This is a genomic window from Micromonospora sp. NBC_00421, assembly GCF_036017915.1.
Classification (GTDB): domain Bacteria; phylum Actinomycetota; class Actinomycetes; order Mycobacteriales; family Micromonosporaceae; genus Micromonospora.
Genome location: NZ_CP107929.1, coordinates 5,034,808 through 5,051,515, shown reverse-complemented (window position 1 = coordinate 5,051,515; position 16,708 = coordinate 5,034,808). Strand labels below are relative to the sequence as shown.

The 16,708-nt window shown below is 72.3% G+C and carries 17 protein-coding genes and 1 tRNA gene; 11 read left to right on the top strand and 7 right to left on the bottom strand.

The annotated features are described in order from the left end of the window. Window positions 1–259 precede the first annotated feature (259 nt). The 4 genes from OHQ87_RS21295 (at window position 260) to OHQ87_RS21280 (ending at window position 3,665) form a co-directional block, all read left to right on the top strand. Window positions 260–1,435 carry a metallophosphoesterase gene (locus OHQ87_RS21295; protein WP_328340443.1) on the top strand — a complete coding sequence of 392 codons (1,176 nt, stop codon included), beginning with the start codon at window positions 260–262 and terminating at the stop codon, window positions 1,433–1,435. Between the two features lie 435 nt (window positions 1,436–1,870). Beyond that, window positions 1,871–1,946 (top strand) — tRNA-Arg (locus OHQ87_RS21290). A 225-nt stretch (window positions 1,947–2,171) separates the two neighbouring features. Next, window positions 2,172–2,657 (top strand): hypothetical protein, encoded by a 486-nt coding sequence (locus OHQ87_RS21285; RefSeq protein ID WP_328340441.1) that lies wholly within the window; start codon window positions 2,172–2,174, stop codon window positions 2,655–2,657. A gap of 33 nt (window positions 2,658–2,690) precedes the next feature. Next, on the top strand, window positions 2,691–3,665 hold the full coding sequence (locus OHQ87_RS21280) for a zinc-binding dehydrogenase (RefSeq protein ID WP_328340439.1): 975 nt from the start codon (window positions 2,691–2,693) through the stop codon (window positions 3,663–3,665). Between the two features lie 62 nt (window positions 3,666–3,727). Here OHQ87_RS21280 and OHQ87_RS21275 read toward each other — a convergent pair whose 3' ends face one another. Next, entirely contained in the window at window positions 3,728–4,324 is a 597-nt protein-coding gene (locus tag OHQ87_RS21275; protein WP_328340437.1) for a ClpP family protease, read from the bottom strand. A 136-nt stretch (window positions 4,325–4,460) separates the two neighbouring features. Beyond that, window positions 4,461–5,123 carry a helix-turn-helix domain-containing protein gene (locus OHQ87_RS21270; protein WP_328340435.1) on the bottom strand — a complete coding sequence of 221 codons (663 nt, stop codon included), beginning with the start codon at window positions 5,121–5,123 and terminating at the stop codon, window positions 4,461–4,463. Between the two features lie 172 nt (window positions 5,124–5,295). On the opposite strand from OHQ87_RS21270, the gene OHQ87_RS21265 reads away from it, so the two are divergent. After that, window positions 5,296–6,312, top strand: coding sequence for a potassium channel family protein (locus OHQ87_RS21265; RefSeq protein ID WP_328340433.1), 1,017 nt, complete (start codon window positions 5,296–5,298; stop codon window positions 6,310–6,312). Window positions 6,313–6,388: 76 nt separating this feature from the next. Here the strand turns inward: OHQ87_RS21265 and OHQ87_RS21260 are convergent, their stop codons facing one another. From OHQ87_RS21260 to OHQ87_RS21250, 3 genes are all read right to left on the bottom strand, one after another. Then, on the bottom strand, window positions 6,389–7,423 hold the full coding sequence (locus OHQ87_RS21260) for a 2-oxoacid:ferredoxin oxidoreductase subunit beta (protein WP_328340432.1): 1,035 nt from the start codon (window positions 7,421–7,423) through the stop codon (window positions 6,389–6,391). Next, window positions 7,416–9,263: a 2-oxoacid:acceptor oxidoreductase subunit alpha gene (locus OHQ87_RS21255; RefSeq protein WP_328340430.1), complete on the bottom strand. Its 1,848-nt coding sequence runs from the start codon at window positions 9,261–9,263 to the stop codon at window positions 7,416–7,418. Before OHQ87_RS21255 ends, OHQ87_RS21260 begins: the two co-directional genes overlap by 8 nt. Before the next feature lie 307 nt (window positions 9,264–9,570). Beyond that, entirely contained in the window at window positions 9,571–11,013 is a 1,443-nt protein-coding gene (locus tag OHQ87_RS21250) for a hypothetical protein (protein ID WP_328340428.1), read from the bottom strand. A gap of 146 nt (window positions 11,014–11,159) precedes the next feature. On the opposite strand from OHQ87_RS21250, the gene ndhC reads away from it, so the two are divergent. Next, window positions 11,160–11,537, top strand: coding sequence for an NADH-quinone oxidoreductase subunit A (gene ndhC / locus OHQ87_RS21245; RefSeq protein WP_328340426.1), 378 nt, complete (start codon window positions 11,160–11,162; stop codon window positions 11,535–11,537). A gap of 28 nt (window positions 11,538–11,565) precedes the next feature. On the opposite strand, the gene folP is transcribed toward ndhC, so the two are convergent. Further along, a complete protein-coding gene (gene folP, locus OHQ87_RS21240; protein WP_328340424.1) occupies window positions 11,566–12,435 on the bottom strand; it encodes a dihydropteroate synthase in 870 nt (289 codons plus the stop codon). A 190-nt stretch (window positions 12,436–12,625) separates the two neighbouring features. On the opposite strand from folP, the gene OHQ87_RS21235 reads away from it, so the two are divergent. The 5 genes from OHQ87_RS21235 to OHQ87_RS21215 all read left to right on the top strand — a co-directional run bounded on the left by OHQ87_RS21235 (window position 12,626) and on the right by OHQ87_RS21215 (window position 15,798). Then, window positions 12,626–13,231: a DivIVA domain-containing protein gene (locus OHQ87_RS21235; protein ID WP_328340422.1), complete on the top strand. Its 606-nt coding sequence runs from the start codon at window positions 12,626–12,628 to the stop codon at window positions 13,229–13,231. Beyond that, entirely contained in the window at window positions 13,228–13,749 is a 522-nt protein-coding gene (locus OHQ87_RS21230) for an SRPBCC family protein (RefSeq protein WP_328340420.1), read from the top strand. Before OHQ87_RS21235 ends, OHQ87_RS21230 begins: the two co-directional genes overlap by 4 nt. A 53-nt stretch (window positions 13,750–13,802) precedes the next feature. Then, on the top strand, window positions 13,803–14,399 hold the full coding sequence (locus OHQ87_RS21225; protein WP_328340418.1) for a DNA-3-methyladenine glycosylase I: 597 nt from the start codon (window positions 13,803–13,805) through the stop codon (window positions 14,397–14,399). Next, on the top strand, window positions 14,396–14,980 hold the full coding sequence (locus OHQ87_RS21220) for a hypothetical protein (RefSeq protein WP_328340416.1): 585 nt from the start codon (window positions 14,396–14,398) through the stop codon (window positions 14,978–14,980). The genes OHQ87_RS21225 and OHQ87_RS21220 overlap by 4 nt, the downstream gene beginning before the upstream one ends. Before the next feature lie 65 nt (window positions 14,981–15,045). Beyond that, window positions 15,046–15,798: an SDR family NAD(P)-dependent oxidoreductase gene (locus OHQ87_RS21215; RefSeq protein WP_328340414.1), complete on the top strand. Its 753-nt coding sequence runs from the start codon at window positions 15,046–15,048 to the stop codon at window positions 15,796–15,798. A 117-nt stretch (window positions 15,799–15,915) separates the two neighbouring features. Here the strand turns inward: OHQ87_RS21215 and OHQ87_RS21210 are convergent, their stop codons facing one another. Then, the gene (locus OHQ87_RS21210) at window positions 15,916–16,707 is read right to left on the bottom strand and encodes an enoyl-CoA hydratase/isomerase family protein (protein WP_328340412.1); all 792 of its coding nucleotides are present in this window, start codon (window positions 16,705–16,707) and stop codon (window positions 15,916–15,918) included. Window position 16,708 lies beyond the last annotated feature (1 nt).

Here is a 16,708-nt window from a genome sequence, read left to right as displayed (position 1 = left end):
ACCGAGCACCGGCTCTCGCCACCCGTACGGGGGCGGTGAGCCTGCTACCAGCCCTCTATAGCCGGCCGTCCGGCAACCCTGAAATGTCAGGCGCAGGCTCTCGGCCAGGGCGTCGTACGCCACCCGCTGACCGTATCCGAGCCGAGGCACTCCCAGGTCGCGGATCGATCACCTACGGGCCGGATCCGTCCCGGTTTCCGGGCGTGGTCGATCTGGCGCGGACCGTGTCATGCTGCATGGACCCGACGGGAGGACGACGATGGCTGCTGGCGATGCCGTACAGGTCCGGCCGGCGCGAGGGTCGCTGCGACCGCTGGTGTCCGGGGCGACGCTGGTCGTGGTCCTGGCGTTGCTGTTCGGGCTGCCATGGTGGACGTTGACGGTGGCGGCGCGGTGGCCGGAGCCGGTGGTGGCCGCCGGCACGAGCGTGTTCGTGGTCGCGGTGGTCGCGCTCCCCGTTCTGATGTATCTCGGGCACGGCCGCCGGCGGCTGGACGCGGCGGCCCGCGCGGGGGACACGCTCCTTGGCCTGGTCTGGATCCTCTTCGTCTGGGCGCTGCTCGGCAACGTGGCTCGGCTCCCGCTCGCCGTCGCAGGGGTCGCCGACCCGGTGCGGTCCCGGGCTGTGGCGGTCGGTGCGGCGGTCGTCTCGATCGTCCTGGCCGTCTGGGGGTACGCCGAGGCGATGCGGGTGCCCCGGGTCCGGCGGGTGGACGTGACCATCGACCGGCTGGGTGCCGGTCTCGACGGGGTCCGGGTGGTGCTGCTGACCGACACCCACTACGGCCCGATCGACCGGGCCCGCTGGTCCGCCCGCACGATCGAGGTGGTCAACGGCCTGGCCCCCGACATCGTCTGCCACACCGGCGACATCGCCGACGGCACCGTCGACCAGCGCCGGGCGCAGGCAGCGCCGCTGGGCACTGTGCAGGCCCGGCTGGCCCGGGTGTACGTGACGGGCAACCACGAGTACTACGGCCAGGCGCAGGGCTGGGTCGACCACATGCGGGCCCTCGGCTGGGAGCCCCTGCACAACCGGCACCTCGTGGTGGAGCGGGGAGGCGCCCAACTTGTCGTGGCCGGGGTCGACGACGTGACCGCCGCTTCGTCCGGCGTGGCCGGTCACCGCGCCGACCACGCCGCGGCGCTGGCCGGCACCGACCCGCGGCTGCCGGTGCTGCTGCTGGCGCACCAGCCGAAGCAGATCGACGACGCGGTCGCGGCCGGCGTGGATCTGCAACTGTCCGGGCACACCCACGGCGGCCAGATGTGGCCGTTCCACTACCTGGTCCGGCTCGACCAGCCGGTCGTGCAGGGCCTCAGCCGGCACGGCCGGACCCAGCTCTACACGAGCCGGGGGACCGGTTTCTGGGGCCCGCCGTTCCGGATCTTCGCGCCGAGCGAGATCACCCTGCTCACCCTTCGGACGGGTTAGCCCGACCAGGCCCTCACCCACGCCCCCACCTGACCGTGGTCGGGGATGCCTCGGTCAACTCTGTTGGCTATCCCGGGCCCAGAATCCGCCCGCATGTACCCGAGTCCATCAGGACCTCGCCGGACAGGACACGGCGCGAGCGACCCCGAGGTGAGCGCTCCGTGCTTCTCTGGTGACGACGCCAAGGGGCGGCTACATGGACGGAACGTCGTTGATCTTCGATGTTGTGCTCGACGTGTGTTCGCCAGCGGATGCCAGCCCGGGTCACCCGGTGCCGACGCGGGTCACCGCAGCCGATTGTGGTCGCAAACGGGGGTTCGTGTGCTCGAGGTGTGGGCCTGGGCTGGGCGAACACGGGTCCGGGTGCTGCGGGTGGACGTGGGCCGCTCCCTGCCACCCCAGGTGAACCCGCAGGTCGCTAGACTAGGCGCTCGCGCCCTCGTAGCTCAGGGGATAGAGCATCGGTTTCCTAAACCGTGTGTCGCAGGTTCGAATCCTGCCGGGGGCACCAACGCGGGGCCGTGACCAGCAGGAAGCCGGCCATGGGCCGACCTCACCCTCTCCGTCGCGGTTGACTTCGAGTTCCCGTACGGCGCCAGGACGCGCCGGATCGAGGTTTCCGCGGACGGACGGCATTGTCCGAAGCGAGCCGGGGCACCTGAGCACCGGACCCACCGCTCCGGTGGTCCGAAGCGCGGTCCGGGCAGAGCCGACCGGTCGCCGAGGAGGAACCGACGTGTCGAAAACCGACGAGCGACAGGTGACCCGGGAGAACCTGGGCGCCTGGCTGATCAAGGGCAACGCGGACACGGTCGACCTCGCCGGCCGGTTCGCCCGGGATCCCCGGGTGACGAGCTGGTGCGTACGCCCCGGCTACCGGGCCCGGCTGATGCGGGCCGGTCAGCCCATGCTCTTCTGGGCCAGCGGTAGCCGGGGACGGTTGCCCTACGGCGTCTGGGGGATCGGCCGGCTCATCGGCGAGCCGGTGCCCGGCGAGGAGGCCCACGCACCCTGGTCGGTGCCGCTGGAGCTGACCATCCTTCCTGAGCCGCAACGGCTGCGCCGTGACCGGTTGCGCGCCGACCCCCGGCTGGCTGGCCTGGAGGTGTTCCGTCAGCCGCAGGCGGCCAACCCGTCGTACCTGACCCGGGCGCAGTTCGCCGCCCTCGCCGCCCACCTGCCCGAGGGGGCGGTGCGCACCGGAAACTGTGGAGACCATTGACCTCACGTCCGGTGCAGGTTGTCGGATGGGGGCATGCGTGCGATTCGCCTTCACGAGTTCGGTCCCGCCACCAATCTCGTCCTCGACGACCTGCCCGACCTCACCCCCGCCCCCGACCAGGTACGTATCGCCGTGGCGGCCAGCGGGGTGCACCTGCTCGACACCACGCTGCGTCGGGGCGAGGGCGGCGGCCCGCTGCCGCTGCCGGAGCTGCCGACCGTGCCGGGCCGGGAGGTCGCGGGGACTGTCGACCTGGTAGGGGACGAGGTGGACGAGACATGGCGGGGTCGACGGGTCGTCGCCCACCTGGGCATGGTCCCGGGCGGGTACGCGGAGCAGGCGGTCGCCGCGGTCGGATCGCTGTTCGCCGTACCGGAGAAGATGGGGTTCGCCGACGCGGTGGCCCTGGTGGGTACGGGCCGGACCGCGCTCGGCGTGTTCGAGGTGGAGCCGCCGACGGCGGACGACGTGGTGCTGGTGCTGTCGGCGGCCGGCGGGATGGGTTGGTTGCTGGTGCAGGCGGCCCGGTCGGTCGGCGCGACGGTGGTCGCGGCGGCGCGGGGCGCGCAGCGGACGGCCCGACTGGGTGAACTGGGTGCGGACGTGGTGGTGGTCGACTACGACCGGCCGGACTGGACGGACCTGGTCCGGGCACGGGTCGGCGGGCCGACGCTGGTGTACGACGGGGTCGGCGGGGCGCTGGGCCGGGCCGCGCTGGAGTCGACGGCGACGGGTGGACGGTTCGTGATGTTCGGCTGGTCGGCGGGGGAGCCGACCCGGATCGGCACGGATGATCTGGTGGGGCGCAGCCTGACCGCCGGGTGGCTCGGGCAACGGCTCCGCACCAGGCCCGGGGGGATCGCCGGGTTGGCGGCCCGGTCGGTGGAGTTGGGCGGCCGGGGCTGGTGGCGTCCGCTGGTGTCGGCGTACCCGCTGGCGGAGGCGGCTGTCGCGCACGCCGACCTGGAGGGCCGGCGGGCGCTGGGCAAGGTGGTGTTGACCGTCTGAAGACCGTCGATGTGGGTCACGCGTTCCGCCGCCGTCGTGCGCGCCGGGGGTGACGTCGACGGTCAGCCGGGAAGCTGGTCGGCCCGGGTGAGCACCTGGTCGATCAGGCCGTAGTCCCTGGCCTGCTCGGCGGTGAACCACCGGTCCCGGTCCCAGTCGGCCTGGATCTCGTCGAGGGTGCGCCCGCTGTGCTCGGCGATCAGCTCCTGCATGGTCCGCTTGACGTGCAGCATGTTCTCCGCCTGGATGGTGATGTCGGCGGCGGTGCCACCCATCCCACCGGATGGCTGGTGCATCATGACCCGCGCGTGCGGCAGGGCGAACCGCTTGCCCGCCGCCCCCGCGCAGAGCAGGAACTGCCCCATCGACCCGGCGAGCCCCAGCGCCAGGGTGGCCACGTCGTTGCTGACGTACCGCATGGTGTCGTAGACGGCCATGCCGGCACTGACCGAGCCACCTGGCGAGTTGATGTAGAGGTAGATGTCCCGCTTGCTGTCCTCGGCGGCCAACAGCAGGATCTGCGCGCAGATCTGGTTGGCCGAGGCGTCGGTGACCTCGGTGCCGAGGAAGATGATCCGTTCCCGCAGCAGCCGCTCGAAGACCTGGTCGCCGAAGGCTGGCTGCCCGCCGTCCAGCATGCGCACGTCGTACCCGATCATGGTGACCACCCTCCGCGTTGCCGGCGGGCGACCTCGCTCCGCCCGGGGACCGGCGGGTCCAGCCTGCGCCGTCGGGCGGCCGCCACCCCAGCCTTTCTGCCCCGGGCAGATCTGCCCTCGGCAGAACCCGGCCAGCCTAACCGACCAGCAGCCGCCGCCGGCCCGTCCGGGCCCGCCGCCGCGCCAGCATCCTGGCGGTACGCGCAGCGGGGCGGGCGGTCGACAGGACGGCCGGCACCCGGACGGGCGCGACACCGGCCACCACGGCGAACCCGGACGCACCGCCGACGGGTGCCGGCGCACCACCGCCGGAGCGGAAGCCCGCGCCGCTGGAGCGGAAGCCCGCGCCGCCGACGTGGAACATCGGCGCGAAGCCGGTCGGCCCGCCGGCCCGTACCGTGGATGGGCCGCTGTTCGCCCTGGACGGACCGACCGCCGCAGTGGGTCGGCCGAATCCTGCCGTGGGTCGGCCGACCTGGAGGTGCGGACCGGTGCCGGCCCGGCGGGCGGTCGGCACCCGGCCCGGCCCGGCCAGGGTGCCGCCCGGCGGGACGGGCACCCGACGCTCGACCCGCCGTAGCTCGTCGCGGGCCTCTTCGAGCAGGTCGGACAGGTGGATCCCGAGGGCCCGGCAGATCGCCGCCAGCACCTCGGAGGAGGCTTCCTTGCGCCCGCGCTCGACCTCGGAGAGGTAGGGCAGGGACACGCCGGCGGCGGTGGCCACCTCGCGCAGCGTGCGGCCCTGGCGCAGCCGTACCCGGCGGAGCACCCCGCCGATCACCCGACGCAGCAGTGACATGCGGGCCTCCTCGTGGCCGGTGTCCCGGGACCCTCCCATCATGCCCGGTCGCCCGGCTCGGCACCGGCCCCCGGCGTCTCCCGCTGGTCCGACCGGCGGCCCGACCTGCCGCCCCACCCGTCACCCGCTATGTTGTGCTCGTGCAGGTGACCCAGGGGGAGCAGGACCGACGGTGATCCATTTCCCGGCGCAGCGGCGGGGACCGCTCAGCGCGTTGAGTCTCCGCCTGGCCGCCGCCCTGGGCCTGGTCCTGCTCACCGTGGCGGTGGTCTACCTGGACCGCAGCGGTTACCGCGACGTGGACGAGAACGGGCTGACCCTGCTCGACTGCTTCTACTACGCGGTGGTCACCCTCTCCACCACCGGGTACGGCGACATCACCCCCTACGAGCAGTCGGCCCGCCTGGTGAACGTCCTGTTCATCACCCCGGCCCGGGTGATCTTCCTGATCATCCTGGTCGGCACCACCCTGGAAGTCCTGACCGAGCAGTACCGGACCGGCCGTCGCCTGGGTCGGTGGAGGAGAACCGTGAAGGACCACGTCATCATCTGCGGCTACGGCACCAAGGGTCGCAGCGCGGTCTCCGCCCTGCTGGAGAACGGCCTGGACAAGTCCCGGATCGTGGTGGTGGAGCGCAGCGGCACCGCGCTGCGGCAGGCCACCTCGGCCGGGCTGGTCGCCATCGAGGGCTCCGCCACCCGTTCGTCGGTGCTGGAGGAGGCGCACGTCCGCAACGCCAAGTCCGTCATCATCGCCACCGACAGTGACGACGCCTCGGTGCTGGTGGCGCTCACCACCCGGCAGCTCACCGCCGGTCAGGTACGCATCATCGCGGCCGTCCGGGAGGCCGAGAACGCCCCGCTGCTGCGCCAGAGCGGCGCGCACCACGTGATCGTCTCCTCGGCCACCGCGGGCCGGCTGTTGGGCCTCTCCACCTCGGCCCCGCCGCTGATCGACGTGGTGGAGGACCTGCTCACCCCCGGGCAGGGCATGGCGCTGGCGATGCGTTCCGCCGAGCGGCACGAGGTGGGCAAGTCCCCGCGTGAGCTGGAGTCCCTGGTCATCGCCCTGGTACGCCGGGGCAAGGTGGTCACCCTGGCCGACAAGGCCGGTGCGGTGATCGAGACCGGCGACATGCTCGTGCACGTCCGCGACGATCGACCCACCGCCAACACCACCGCCTCCTGACACCGTGTAGCCCGCCGAAACGGCGAGTGGCCGGCCCCTGCGTGGGGAACGGCCACTTCGACGTGTCGACGGGCGACTAGCTGATGGTCCAGGTGTCGCCGGTGTGGAGGAGGTCGGTGAGTTGTTGTTCGGGGGTGTGGGTGGTGGTGGCTTTGGCGGTGGTGATCTGTTGTTGGACGAGGTTGTCGTAGGTGGGGCGGTTGGTTTGTCGGAAGACGCCGATGGGGGTGTTGCGGAGGTGGGGTCCGGGGAGTCGGGTGAGGGCGAAGGCGTAGGCGGGGTCGGTGATGGTGGTGTCGTGGATGACGATGTCTTCGGGTGGGGTGGTGGCGGTGTCGCGGACTTCGAGGCCGAAGGCGTGGGGTGGGTGGACGAGGCAGTGTTGGTTGTTGTGGCCGAAGGTGATGGGTTGGCCGTGGTGTAGGGGGATGAGGTGGTCGTCGCGGGTGTCGGGGTTTTTGAGTTGGTCGAAGGCGCCGTCGTTGAAGATGTTGCAGTTTTGGTAGATCTCGACGAAGGCGGAGCCTTGGTGTTGGGCGGCGGCGCGGAGGACTGTTTGGAGGTGTTTGCGGTCGGAGTCGATGGTGCGGGCGACGAAGGTGGCTTCGGCGCCGAGGGCGAGGGAGAGGGGGTTGAAGGGGGCGTCGGCGGAGCCGGTGGGGGTGGATTTGGTGATTTTGCCGGTTTCGCTGGTGGGGGAGTACTGGCCTTTGGTGAGGCCGTAGATGCGGTTGTTGAAGAGGAGGATTTTGAGGTTGACGTTGCGGCGTAGGGCGTGGATGAGGTGGTTGCCGCCGATGGAGAGGGCGTCGCCGTCGCCGGTGACGACCCAGACGGACAGGTCGGGTCGGGTGACGGACAGTCCGGTGGCGATGGCGGGGGCGCGGCCGTGGATGGAGTGCATGCCGTAGGTGTTCATGTAGTAGGGGAAGCGGGAGGAGCAGCCGATGCCGGAGATGAAGACGGTGTTCTCGCGGGGGATGTGCAGTTCGGGCATGAATTGTTGGATGGCGGCGAGGATGGCGTAGTCGCCGCAGCCGGGGCACCAGCGGACTTCCTGGTCGGATTTGAAGTCTTTGGTGGTGAGTTTCACCGTGACGGGTTCAGGCATTTTTGAGGACCTCTTCCAGCGTCGTCTCCAGTTCGGCGGCGGTGAAGGGTAGGCCGCGGACCTGGTTGTAGGCGATCGCGTCGATCAGGTAGCGGGCGCGGATGACCTGGGCGAGTTGGCCGAGGTTCATCTCGGGGATGACGACCCGGTCGTAGGCGGTCAGGACCTGGCCGAGGTTCGCCGGGAGGGGGTTGAGGTGGCGTAGGTGGGCTTGGGCGATGGGCAGGCCGCGGTGGCGCAGGGTGCGGCAGGCGGCGCCGATGGGGCCGTAGGTGGAGCCCCAGCCGAGGACGAGGACGCGGGCGTCGCCGTCGGGGTCGTCGACCTCGAGGTCGGGCACGGGGATGGCCTGGATGCGGGCGGCGCGGGTGCGGACCATGTAGTCGTGGTTGGTGGGGTCGTAGGAGATGTCGCCGGTCTTGTCGGCTTTCTCCAGGCCGCCGATGCGGTGTTCCAGTCCGGGGGTGCCGGGGATCGCCCAGGGGCGGGCGAGGGTGTCGGGGTCGCGTAGGTAGGGCAGGAACGTGACGCCGTCGTCGTGGTTGGGTGCGGTGGCGAAGGAGACGCGTAGGTCGGGCAGGGAGTCGACGTCGGGCAGGAGCCAGGGTTCGGAGCCGTTGGCGACGTAGTTGTCCGACAGCAGGATCACCGGGGTGCGGTAGGTCACGGCGATACGGGCGGCTTCGAGGGCGGCGTGGAAGCAGTCCGAGGGGGACTTCGCGGCGATGACCGCGACGGGGGCTTCACCGTGGCGGCCGTGTAGGGCCATGTTCAGGTCGGCCTGTTCGGTTTTCGTGGGTAGCCCCGTCGACGGGCCGGCGCGTTGCACGTCCACGACGACCAGGGGAAGTTCCAGGGCGACGGCGAGGGAGATCGTCTCGGATTTCAGGGCGACCCCGGGGCCGCTGGTCGTGGTGACCCCGAGGGCACCGCCGTAGGAGGCGCCCAACGCGGCGCCGACCGCGGCGATCTCGTCTTCGGCCTGCATGGTGACCACGCCGAGTTTCTTGTGTTTGCTCAGTTCGTGGAGGATGTCGGAGGCGGGGGTGATCGGGTACGCGCCGAGGAACACCGGCAACCCGGAACGGACCCCCGCGGCGACCAACCCCAACGACAGGGCGGCGTTACCGGTGATGTTGCGGTAGGTACCCGGCAGCATCCTGGCGGGTTTCACCTCGTAGCGCACCGAGAACGAATCAGTGGTCTCGCCGTAGTTCCACCCCGCCCGGAACGCGGCGATGTTCGCCGCGACGAGATCCGGACGCTTCGCGAACTTCCGCTCCAGGAACCGCAACGTCGAGTCGTACGGGCGGGAGTACATCCACGACAACAACCCCAACGCGAACATGTTCTTCGCCCGCTCGGCGTCCTTCTTCGACACCTGCAACTCCGCCAGAGCACCGACCGTCATCGACGTCAACGCCACCGGATGCACCACGAACCCCGCCAGAGAGTCATCCTCCAGAGGACTCACCGCGTAACCGACCTTGACCAGGTTCCGCCTGGTGAACTCATCGGTGTTCACGATGATGTCCGCACCCCGACGCAGATCCGCCAGATTCGCCTTCAACGCCGCCGGATTCATCGCCACCAGGACGTTCGGCGCGTCCCCCGGCGTCAGAATGTCGTAATCAGCGAAATGCACCTGGAAACTCGACACCCCCGGCAACGTCCCCGCCGGCGCCCGAATCTCCGCCGGGAAATTCGGCAACGTCGAAATATCATTACCCAACTGCGCCGTCTCCGAGGTGAACCTGTCCCCCGTCAACTGCATCCCATCACCCGAGTCACCCGCAAACCGGATCACCACCCGGTCCAACTGACGGATCTGCTTGGTCACGCCCGCACCTCGCTTCGCTCGGCCCCGCCGCGCGCGCGGCTGCACATGATGGTGACCCCGCCTTGCCCGGCCACTCGACCTCCTTGACGCGCCGCTGCGCCCGGTCCGCCCGTGGGCTGGCCCGGCCCGCTGTCGTCTCTCGCTCCGAGCCTACGTCCCGGGCTTAGGGCATCCTTGGTGGAGGTCCGACACCTGGGATACAGGTCGGTGGCATTTGTGGGAGTTTGCGGCGATTTGCGGTGCCCGCCGTAATTGAGATCACCGCCCGTCCCGGTCGCCACCGGACTCCCCGGCTCCCGCCCGCCCGTCAGCCGGTCAGCCGGGTCGGTGCCTCGCCGGTGGTGTCCGCCGCCGGCCCGGTCGCCCGTCGCCGTAGTGAGCCGGTGGCAAGCGCGAGCGCCAACACCACCAGCAGGACGGAGACCACGATCAGCACGAGCGCGGTCCGCTGGGCGGACGACATCCCGGCGATGTCGACGGCCCCGCGTCCCTCCGCCGCGATCAACCCCTGCGACCCGGTCGGCGCGGGAGTGCCCACCGGCGTGGTGGCAAGCGCGGCGGCGGCGGTGATCCGGAAGCTCAGCTGGACCTGACGGGCCGGCCCGCGCTCCGGAGTCAGCCGGCCGACCAACGCGCCGGCCAGCGGCGCCTCGCGCTGGGCGTCCGGGGTGGCGGCGACGGTGAACCGGAGCGTCTCCGTCCGCCCCGCCGGCATGACGCCCAGGTCGCAGCGGGTACGCGTCGGCGACGCCGACACGCAGCCGGCCGGCGGATCCAGCACGCTGACCCCGGCAGGCAGCACGACCTCGACCCGTCCGGTGGCGTCCACCCGCCCGGTGTTGCCCAGTTGGGCCGCCAGCACGGTGGGTCCGCCACTGATGTCGAAGGCGACCTCGTCGGCGTCCAGCAGGATCCCGGGCACCGGCGGACCGGGCGGGAAGAGGACCGCGAAGCCCTCGTTGTCCCGGGCGGTGTCGCCGGCGCCCGGCCCGGTCGCGGTGACCCGTACCGCACCGCTCAGCGGCATCTGCCGCCAGGCGCCGCCGCTGACCCGTACCCGGATCAGGGTGTCGAACAGGTCGCCCGGCGCGGTGGTCCACTCGCCGCAGTGCCAACCGTCGTCGCCGGCCGCCGCGCAACCAGGCGTCCCGGCGTCGGTGAGCCCGGCCGGCAGCGTGTACGCCAGTCGCACCCGCTCCGGCACGGCACCGGTGTTGGAGACGGTGACCCGCAGGGTGGTGACCGTGCTCCGGGCTCCCCAGTAGCGGTCGTCGAGCGTGACGTCCCCCGTGGTGACCTGGACCCCGACCCGCCCGCCGCCCGGCTGCTGCGGGTTCGGCCCCGGCGGCGCGGGCCTGCTGGGCAGCGGTGGCTTCGGGGTCGGTGCCGCGGTCGGAGTGGTGGTGGCCGTCGGCACCGGTGCCGTGGTCTCCGGCGTCGTGCCGGTCGGCTCCGGCGCGGGTGTGGTGGGCTCCGGGGCCGGCGGCAGCGTCGGCGGTGCCGTGGTCGGGGCCGGCCCGGTCGCCGTCGGCTCGCCCGGGGGCGTGGTCCCGTCCGTCGGGTCGCCGCCGCCGGCGGTGGGGACGTCGGCCGGGTCGGTGACCAGACGGGTCACGGTGGGTGCCGCCGTCGCCAGGCCCGCCGGCATCCCGAGCGCGACCACCAGCCCGGCCGTCAACACCGCCCCGACCAGAGCAGGGGTACGCCGGACGAGGAACCGCCGAAGGGCACGCGTGTTCACGCCGGGCATCTGACCTCCGTGACTCTGGGTGAGAGTTCATTATTCGGTAACAGTTGCCAGGTGGCACCAGTACCTGTGGAAGAGAATTCGGTGACGTGTTCGGGTGCCCGCCCACGGCGTCCGGACCGGCCCGAGGCCCGGTAGGCTGACCCACCGTGACCGGTTACCTGGGCTCGTACGCGACGCTCGGGCTCTTGCTGCTCGCTGCCGTCCTCTTCTTCGTTACGGCGTTCTCCGCCAACCGGGTGTTACGTCCCGGCCGTCCGGCCGACCCCGCCGGCAAGCGGGCCGGCTACGAGTGCGGCCTCGACCCGGTCGGTGGCGACTGGGCGCAGATGCAGATCCGTTACTACGTGTACGCGTACCTCTACGTGCTCTTCGCCGTCGAGGCGGTCTTCCTCTTCCCCTGGGCGATGGTCTTCGACCGGCCCGGTTTCGGTGCGGTGACGGTCGCCGAGATGGGCGTCTTCGTGGCCGTGGTCGCGCTCGGCATCCTCTACGCCTGGCGCAAGCGCATCCTGAACTGGACCTGACCACCCCAGCGGCCGGGTCGGGCGGCGGTCAGGCCAGGCCGCGGCGGGTGACGGTGGGTGGGCGGTCGCCCCGGATCGAGGCCACCATGTCGAGCACCCGACGGGTAGGCAGGACCTGGTGGGCGCGGAAGACCCGGGCACCGAGCCAGGCCGACACCGCCGTCGCGGCCAGGGTGCCCTCCAACCGGTCCGACACCGGAAGGTCCAGTGTCTCGCCGATGAAGTCCTTGTTCGACAACGCCACCAGCAGCGGCCAGCCGGTGCCGGACAGCTCGGCCAACCGGCGGGTGATCTCCAGGGAGTGGCGGGTGTTCTTGCCGAAGTCGTGCGCCGGGTCGATCAGGATGCCGTCGGGGCGTACCCCCAGGGCCACCGCCCGCTCGGCGAGCCCGGTCACCGTCGCGACCACGTCGGCGACCACGTCGGGGAAGGCCGCCCGGTGCGGCCGGGTGCGGGGCGTCAGGCCGCCGGCGTGTGAGCAGACCAGCCCGGCCCCGGTCTCGGCGGCCACCCGGGCGAGCGCCGGATCGGCCCCTGACCAGGTGTCGTTGAGCAGGTCGGCACCGGCCGCCACCGCCTCGACCGCCACCTCGGCCCGCCAGGTGTCGATCGAGATGACCACCTCGGGGAACGCGGCCCGGACGGCGGCGATGGTGTCCACCGTCCGCCGGATCTCCTCGACCACGTCGACCTCGTCGCCCGGCCCGGCCTTCACCCCACCGATGTCGATGATCTCGGCGCCCTCGGCGACCGCCCGTTCCACCGCGCGCAGCGCGCTGTCCTGCGCGAAGGTGGCACCCCGGTCGAAGAACGAGTCCGGCGTCCGGTTGACGATCGCCATCACCACCGGCTCGCCCGGGGCGAACGTCCGCCCTCCGAGCCGCAGCGCCCCGGCCAATTCCGCCTCCCGCAGGTCACCGGCCGGACGACCCGGCCGATGCCGACGCTAGCCGGTCGTCCGCCCCGGCCCTCGGGCCGGTACGACCCCAGGCCCCCGCCCCGCTCCGGAGCCGGTACGGCCAGAAGATCGGTGACGATGATGGTGGTTGGGGTCGCTCCGGAGGGTGTCCCCGTGCCACGATCTCCCTATGGGTCAGACTCTGCTCATTGTGGTCGTCGCGTTGACCGTGGCGGCGGTCGTGTTCGGCGTGACGGTGCTGATCTCGGGTCGGGACGGGCTCGCCCCCACCGAGCCCGACGGCAGAGCCGTCCCGTTGCCCGGTGGCCGACCCCTGCGGGAGTCGGACGTCGGCGCGCTCCGCTTCGACACCGCCCTGCGCGGCTACCGGATGGCCCAGGTCGACCAGGCGATGCGCCGGGCCGCCTACGACATCGGATACAAGGCCGAGCTGATCGGGGTGCTGGAGGCCGAGGTCGTCGCGCTGCGGGAGGGCCGTACCGCCGACGCCGACGTGCTGCGCCGTACCCGGGAGGAGGCCGTCGCCACCCCGCCCGACGCCTCTCCGGCGACCCCTGCCCCGGACGCACCCGGTCCGGAAGGCCCGACCGTCGAGGTCGAGCCCATCGACATCACCCCCACCCCGACCACGGACCGCACCGATGCGGACCGCACCGAGACGGACCGCACCGAGACGGACCGCACCGAGACGGACCGCACCGAGGACCGTGCCGAGACGGACCGGGCCGACGCGGACCGTCCCGGCGGTGCCGTGGCCCGGTCGGAGCCGGTGTGACCGGACCCGATCCGGCCGGCGGCGGCCTGGCCGACGAGGCCGCCCAGCCGGGTGCCGGCGAGTTCACCGCCACGGTGATCGTCAACGCTCCCGCCGAGCGGGTCTTCGCCGCGCTGACCGACTGGGAGGGGCAGTCCGACTGGATTCCGCTGACCCGGGTGCGGGTGGTCGAGGGCGACGGCGGGGAGGGCAGCCTCGTCGAGGCGGTCACCTCGCTCGGCCCGGCGGCGCTGCGCGACGAGATGCGGGTGGTCCGGGTCGACGCCCCGTACGAGGTGGGCGTGGTGCACTGCGGCAGGCTGCTGCGCGGCCCGGGCGTGCTGCGTTGCACCCCGCTGGCCGACGGCCGCACGCAGGTGGTCTGGCACGAGTGGTTCCACCTGCCCGGCGGGTCGGCCGGGCGGGTCGCCTGGCCGCTGCTCTGGCCGGGTTCCAAGGCAAGCCTGACGCTGGCCCTGAGGCGCTTCGCCCGCCTGGTCGAGTCCGGCCGCCTGCCCCGGCCGTCCGCGCCCCGCTGACCGGTCCGGCCCGCCACCCGGCGGTGTCGGGCCCCTGGCCTAGCGTGTACCGGGTGACTGACCTGGTGACCGGCCCCGACGGACTGCCCCGCTGCGCGTGGGGGGCGAGCACCCCGGACTACGCGATCTACCACGACACCGAGTGGGGCCGTCCGCTGCGCGGCGACGACGCCCTCTACGAACGGCTCACCCTGGAGGCGTTCCAGTCCGGGCTGTCCTGGCTGACCATCCTGCGCAAGCGCCCGGCGTTCCGGCTGGCCTTCGCCGACTTCCGGATCGACCGGGTCGCCGCCTTCGACGACGCGGACGTGACCCGGCTGCTCGCCGACGCGGGAATCGTCCGCAACCGGGCCAAGATCGAGGCGGCGGTCGCCAACGCCCGCGCCGCGCTGGCCCTGCCCGCCGGGCTCTCCGCGCTGCTCTGGTCGTACGCGCCGCCGCCCCGGGCGGCCCGGTTCGGATCGTTCGCCGAGGTGCCGGCCACGACCCCGGCGTCCACCGCGCTGGCCAAGGCGCTCAAGAAGCAGGGTTTCCGCTTCGTCGGCCCCACCACGGCGTACGCGCTGATGCAGGCCACCGGAATGGTCGACGACCATCTCGCCGGCTGCCACGCCGGCACCGCCGTGGCCCGTGATGGGATGGGGTCATGACCGTGACCGACCACCGCAGCACCGGCCCGACCGACGTCGACGGCGGGCGGGGCGACGACGCCTGGGCGGTGCTGCTGCCGGCCGGGCGGCACGACGCCGAACGCCTCGTCCACCACGACACCCTGGAGCTGACCGTCCCGGCCGGTGCGCCCGCGCCCCGCCCCGGTGACCCGGTGGCGGTGCTGGCCGACGACCCGCCCCGGCTGGTGGCGCTGGGCCGGGTCGCCCGGCACGACGGGCAGGCGCTGCTGGTGACGTACACCCGGCGGTCGTTCGACGCGCCGGTGCCGATCGACCGGACGGCGGTCGCCGGCCCGGTCACCGCGCTCGCCCCGGGCAGCTACCGCGAGCTGGTCGACCGGCTCGGCCCGCCGCCGCTGCGTCGGACCTGGCTGGTCAGCCTCGACCTGCCGATCGAGGCCGAGTCCCCGGCCGAGGCGGTCCGGCTCTTCTGGTCGTACGTGCAGGAGCTCGGTCCGGCCGAGCTGCCTGCCTTCGTCTCACCGAGCGGCGACGAGCTGGCCATGCAGGCGTTCGTGCTGGGCGCCGAGGCCAACCAGGACCCGGAGGAGGACGACTAGCCACCCGCCGACCGGGTAAGGGCGCACGGGTGCCGGCAGTCGGTCGGCCGGTCGGGGGAGAGCCGATGCGGTTCCAGGACAAGGTCGCGTTCGTCACCGGTGGCGCCTCGGGGCTCGGGGAGGCGACCGCCCGCCGATTCGCCGCCGAGGGGGCCCGGCTGGTGATCGCCGACATCAACGCCGAGGGCGCCCGGCGGGTGGCCGCCGAGCTGCCCGACGCCCTCGCGGTCACCGTCGACACCGGCGACGCCGCAGCGGTGGAGCAGGGCATCGCGGACGCGGTGCAGCGCTACGACCGGATCGACGTCATCTTCAACAACGCCGGCATCGACGGCCGGCAGCAGCCCCTGCACGAGATGGACGTGGAGAACTGGCAGAAGGTCCGGCGGATCAACGGCGACGGCGTGTTCCACGTGCTCAAGTACGGCATCGAGGCCATGCTGCGCGGAGGCGGGGGTGCGATCGTCAACACCTCGTCCACCACCGGCCTGGCGGCGCAGGAGAACATCTCCCCGTACACCTTCACCAAGGCCGGCATCGTCGGGCTCACCCGGTCGGCGGCGGTGGAGTACGCGGCCCGCAACATCCGGGTCAACGCGGTCGCCCCCACTGTGGTGATGACCCCGCTGGTGCAGCACTTCATCGACAGCGCGCCCGATCCGGCGGAGATGCGGGCCCGGATGGAGTCGTTCAACCCGAAACCCGGCATCCCCAGCCCGGACGACGTGGCCGGCGTGGTGCTCTTCCTCTGCTCCGACGACGCCACCTGGATCACCGGCCACACCGTCCCCATCGACGGCGGCTATGTCGCCCGCTGACGGGGACGGTGTGGCCCGGCACCGACGGGGATGGTGTGGCCCGGCCGGCAGGTCGTCGAGGTGACGCGTGACCGCCACGGCACGGCACGGCCGGTGCCCCCGGGCCGGCCCGGCACTTCAGTTGCCGTGGAAGACCGGCTTCTGCTTTTTGACGAACGCGATGGTGGCGGCCCGGTGGTCGGCGGTGGCCCCGCAGATCGACTGGGCCTGCGCCTCGGCGGAGAGGGCGTCGGCGAGGGTGCCCGCGTCGGCGATGGAGAGCTGCCGCTTGATCGCCCCGTAGGCGACGGTCGGGCCGGCGGCGAGCCGGGCGGCCAGCTCGTGCGCGGTGGGCAGCACCTGCTCGTCGTCCTCGACCAGCCGGGTGAGCAGCCCCGACCGGTAGGCCTCGTCGGCACCGACCGGCTCGGCGAGCATCAGCAGTTCGACGGCCTTGGCGTGGCCGACCAACCGGGGCAGTGTCCAGGACGCCCCGGTGTCGGCGGCCAGGCCCACCCCGGCGAACGCCATCAGGAACTTCGTCTTCGGCCCACCGATCCGGAAGTCGGCCAGGAACGCCAGCGAGGCGCCCGCTCCGGCGGCCATCCCGCGGACCGCGGCGACCACCGGCTTGGGCAGGTTCGCCAGCCGGGCGGCGATCGGGTTGTAGTGCGCCCGGACGGTGTCCAACGGATCCCGACCCGGCGACTCCAGGGTCTGTACGTGCTCGCGCAGGTCCTGACCGGCGCTGAACGAGCCACCCGCCCCGGCCAGCACCACCGCCCGGCAGGACCGGTCGGTCTCCAGCTCGGCCAGGGCGTCCCGGAGGGCCTCCTTGAGCGCCACGTCGAGCGAGTTCATCGCGGTGGGGCGGTTCAGGGTCAGGGTGACCACGGCATCGGTGCGGTCGACGAGCAGTGGCTCGGTCACG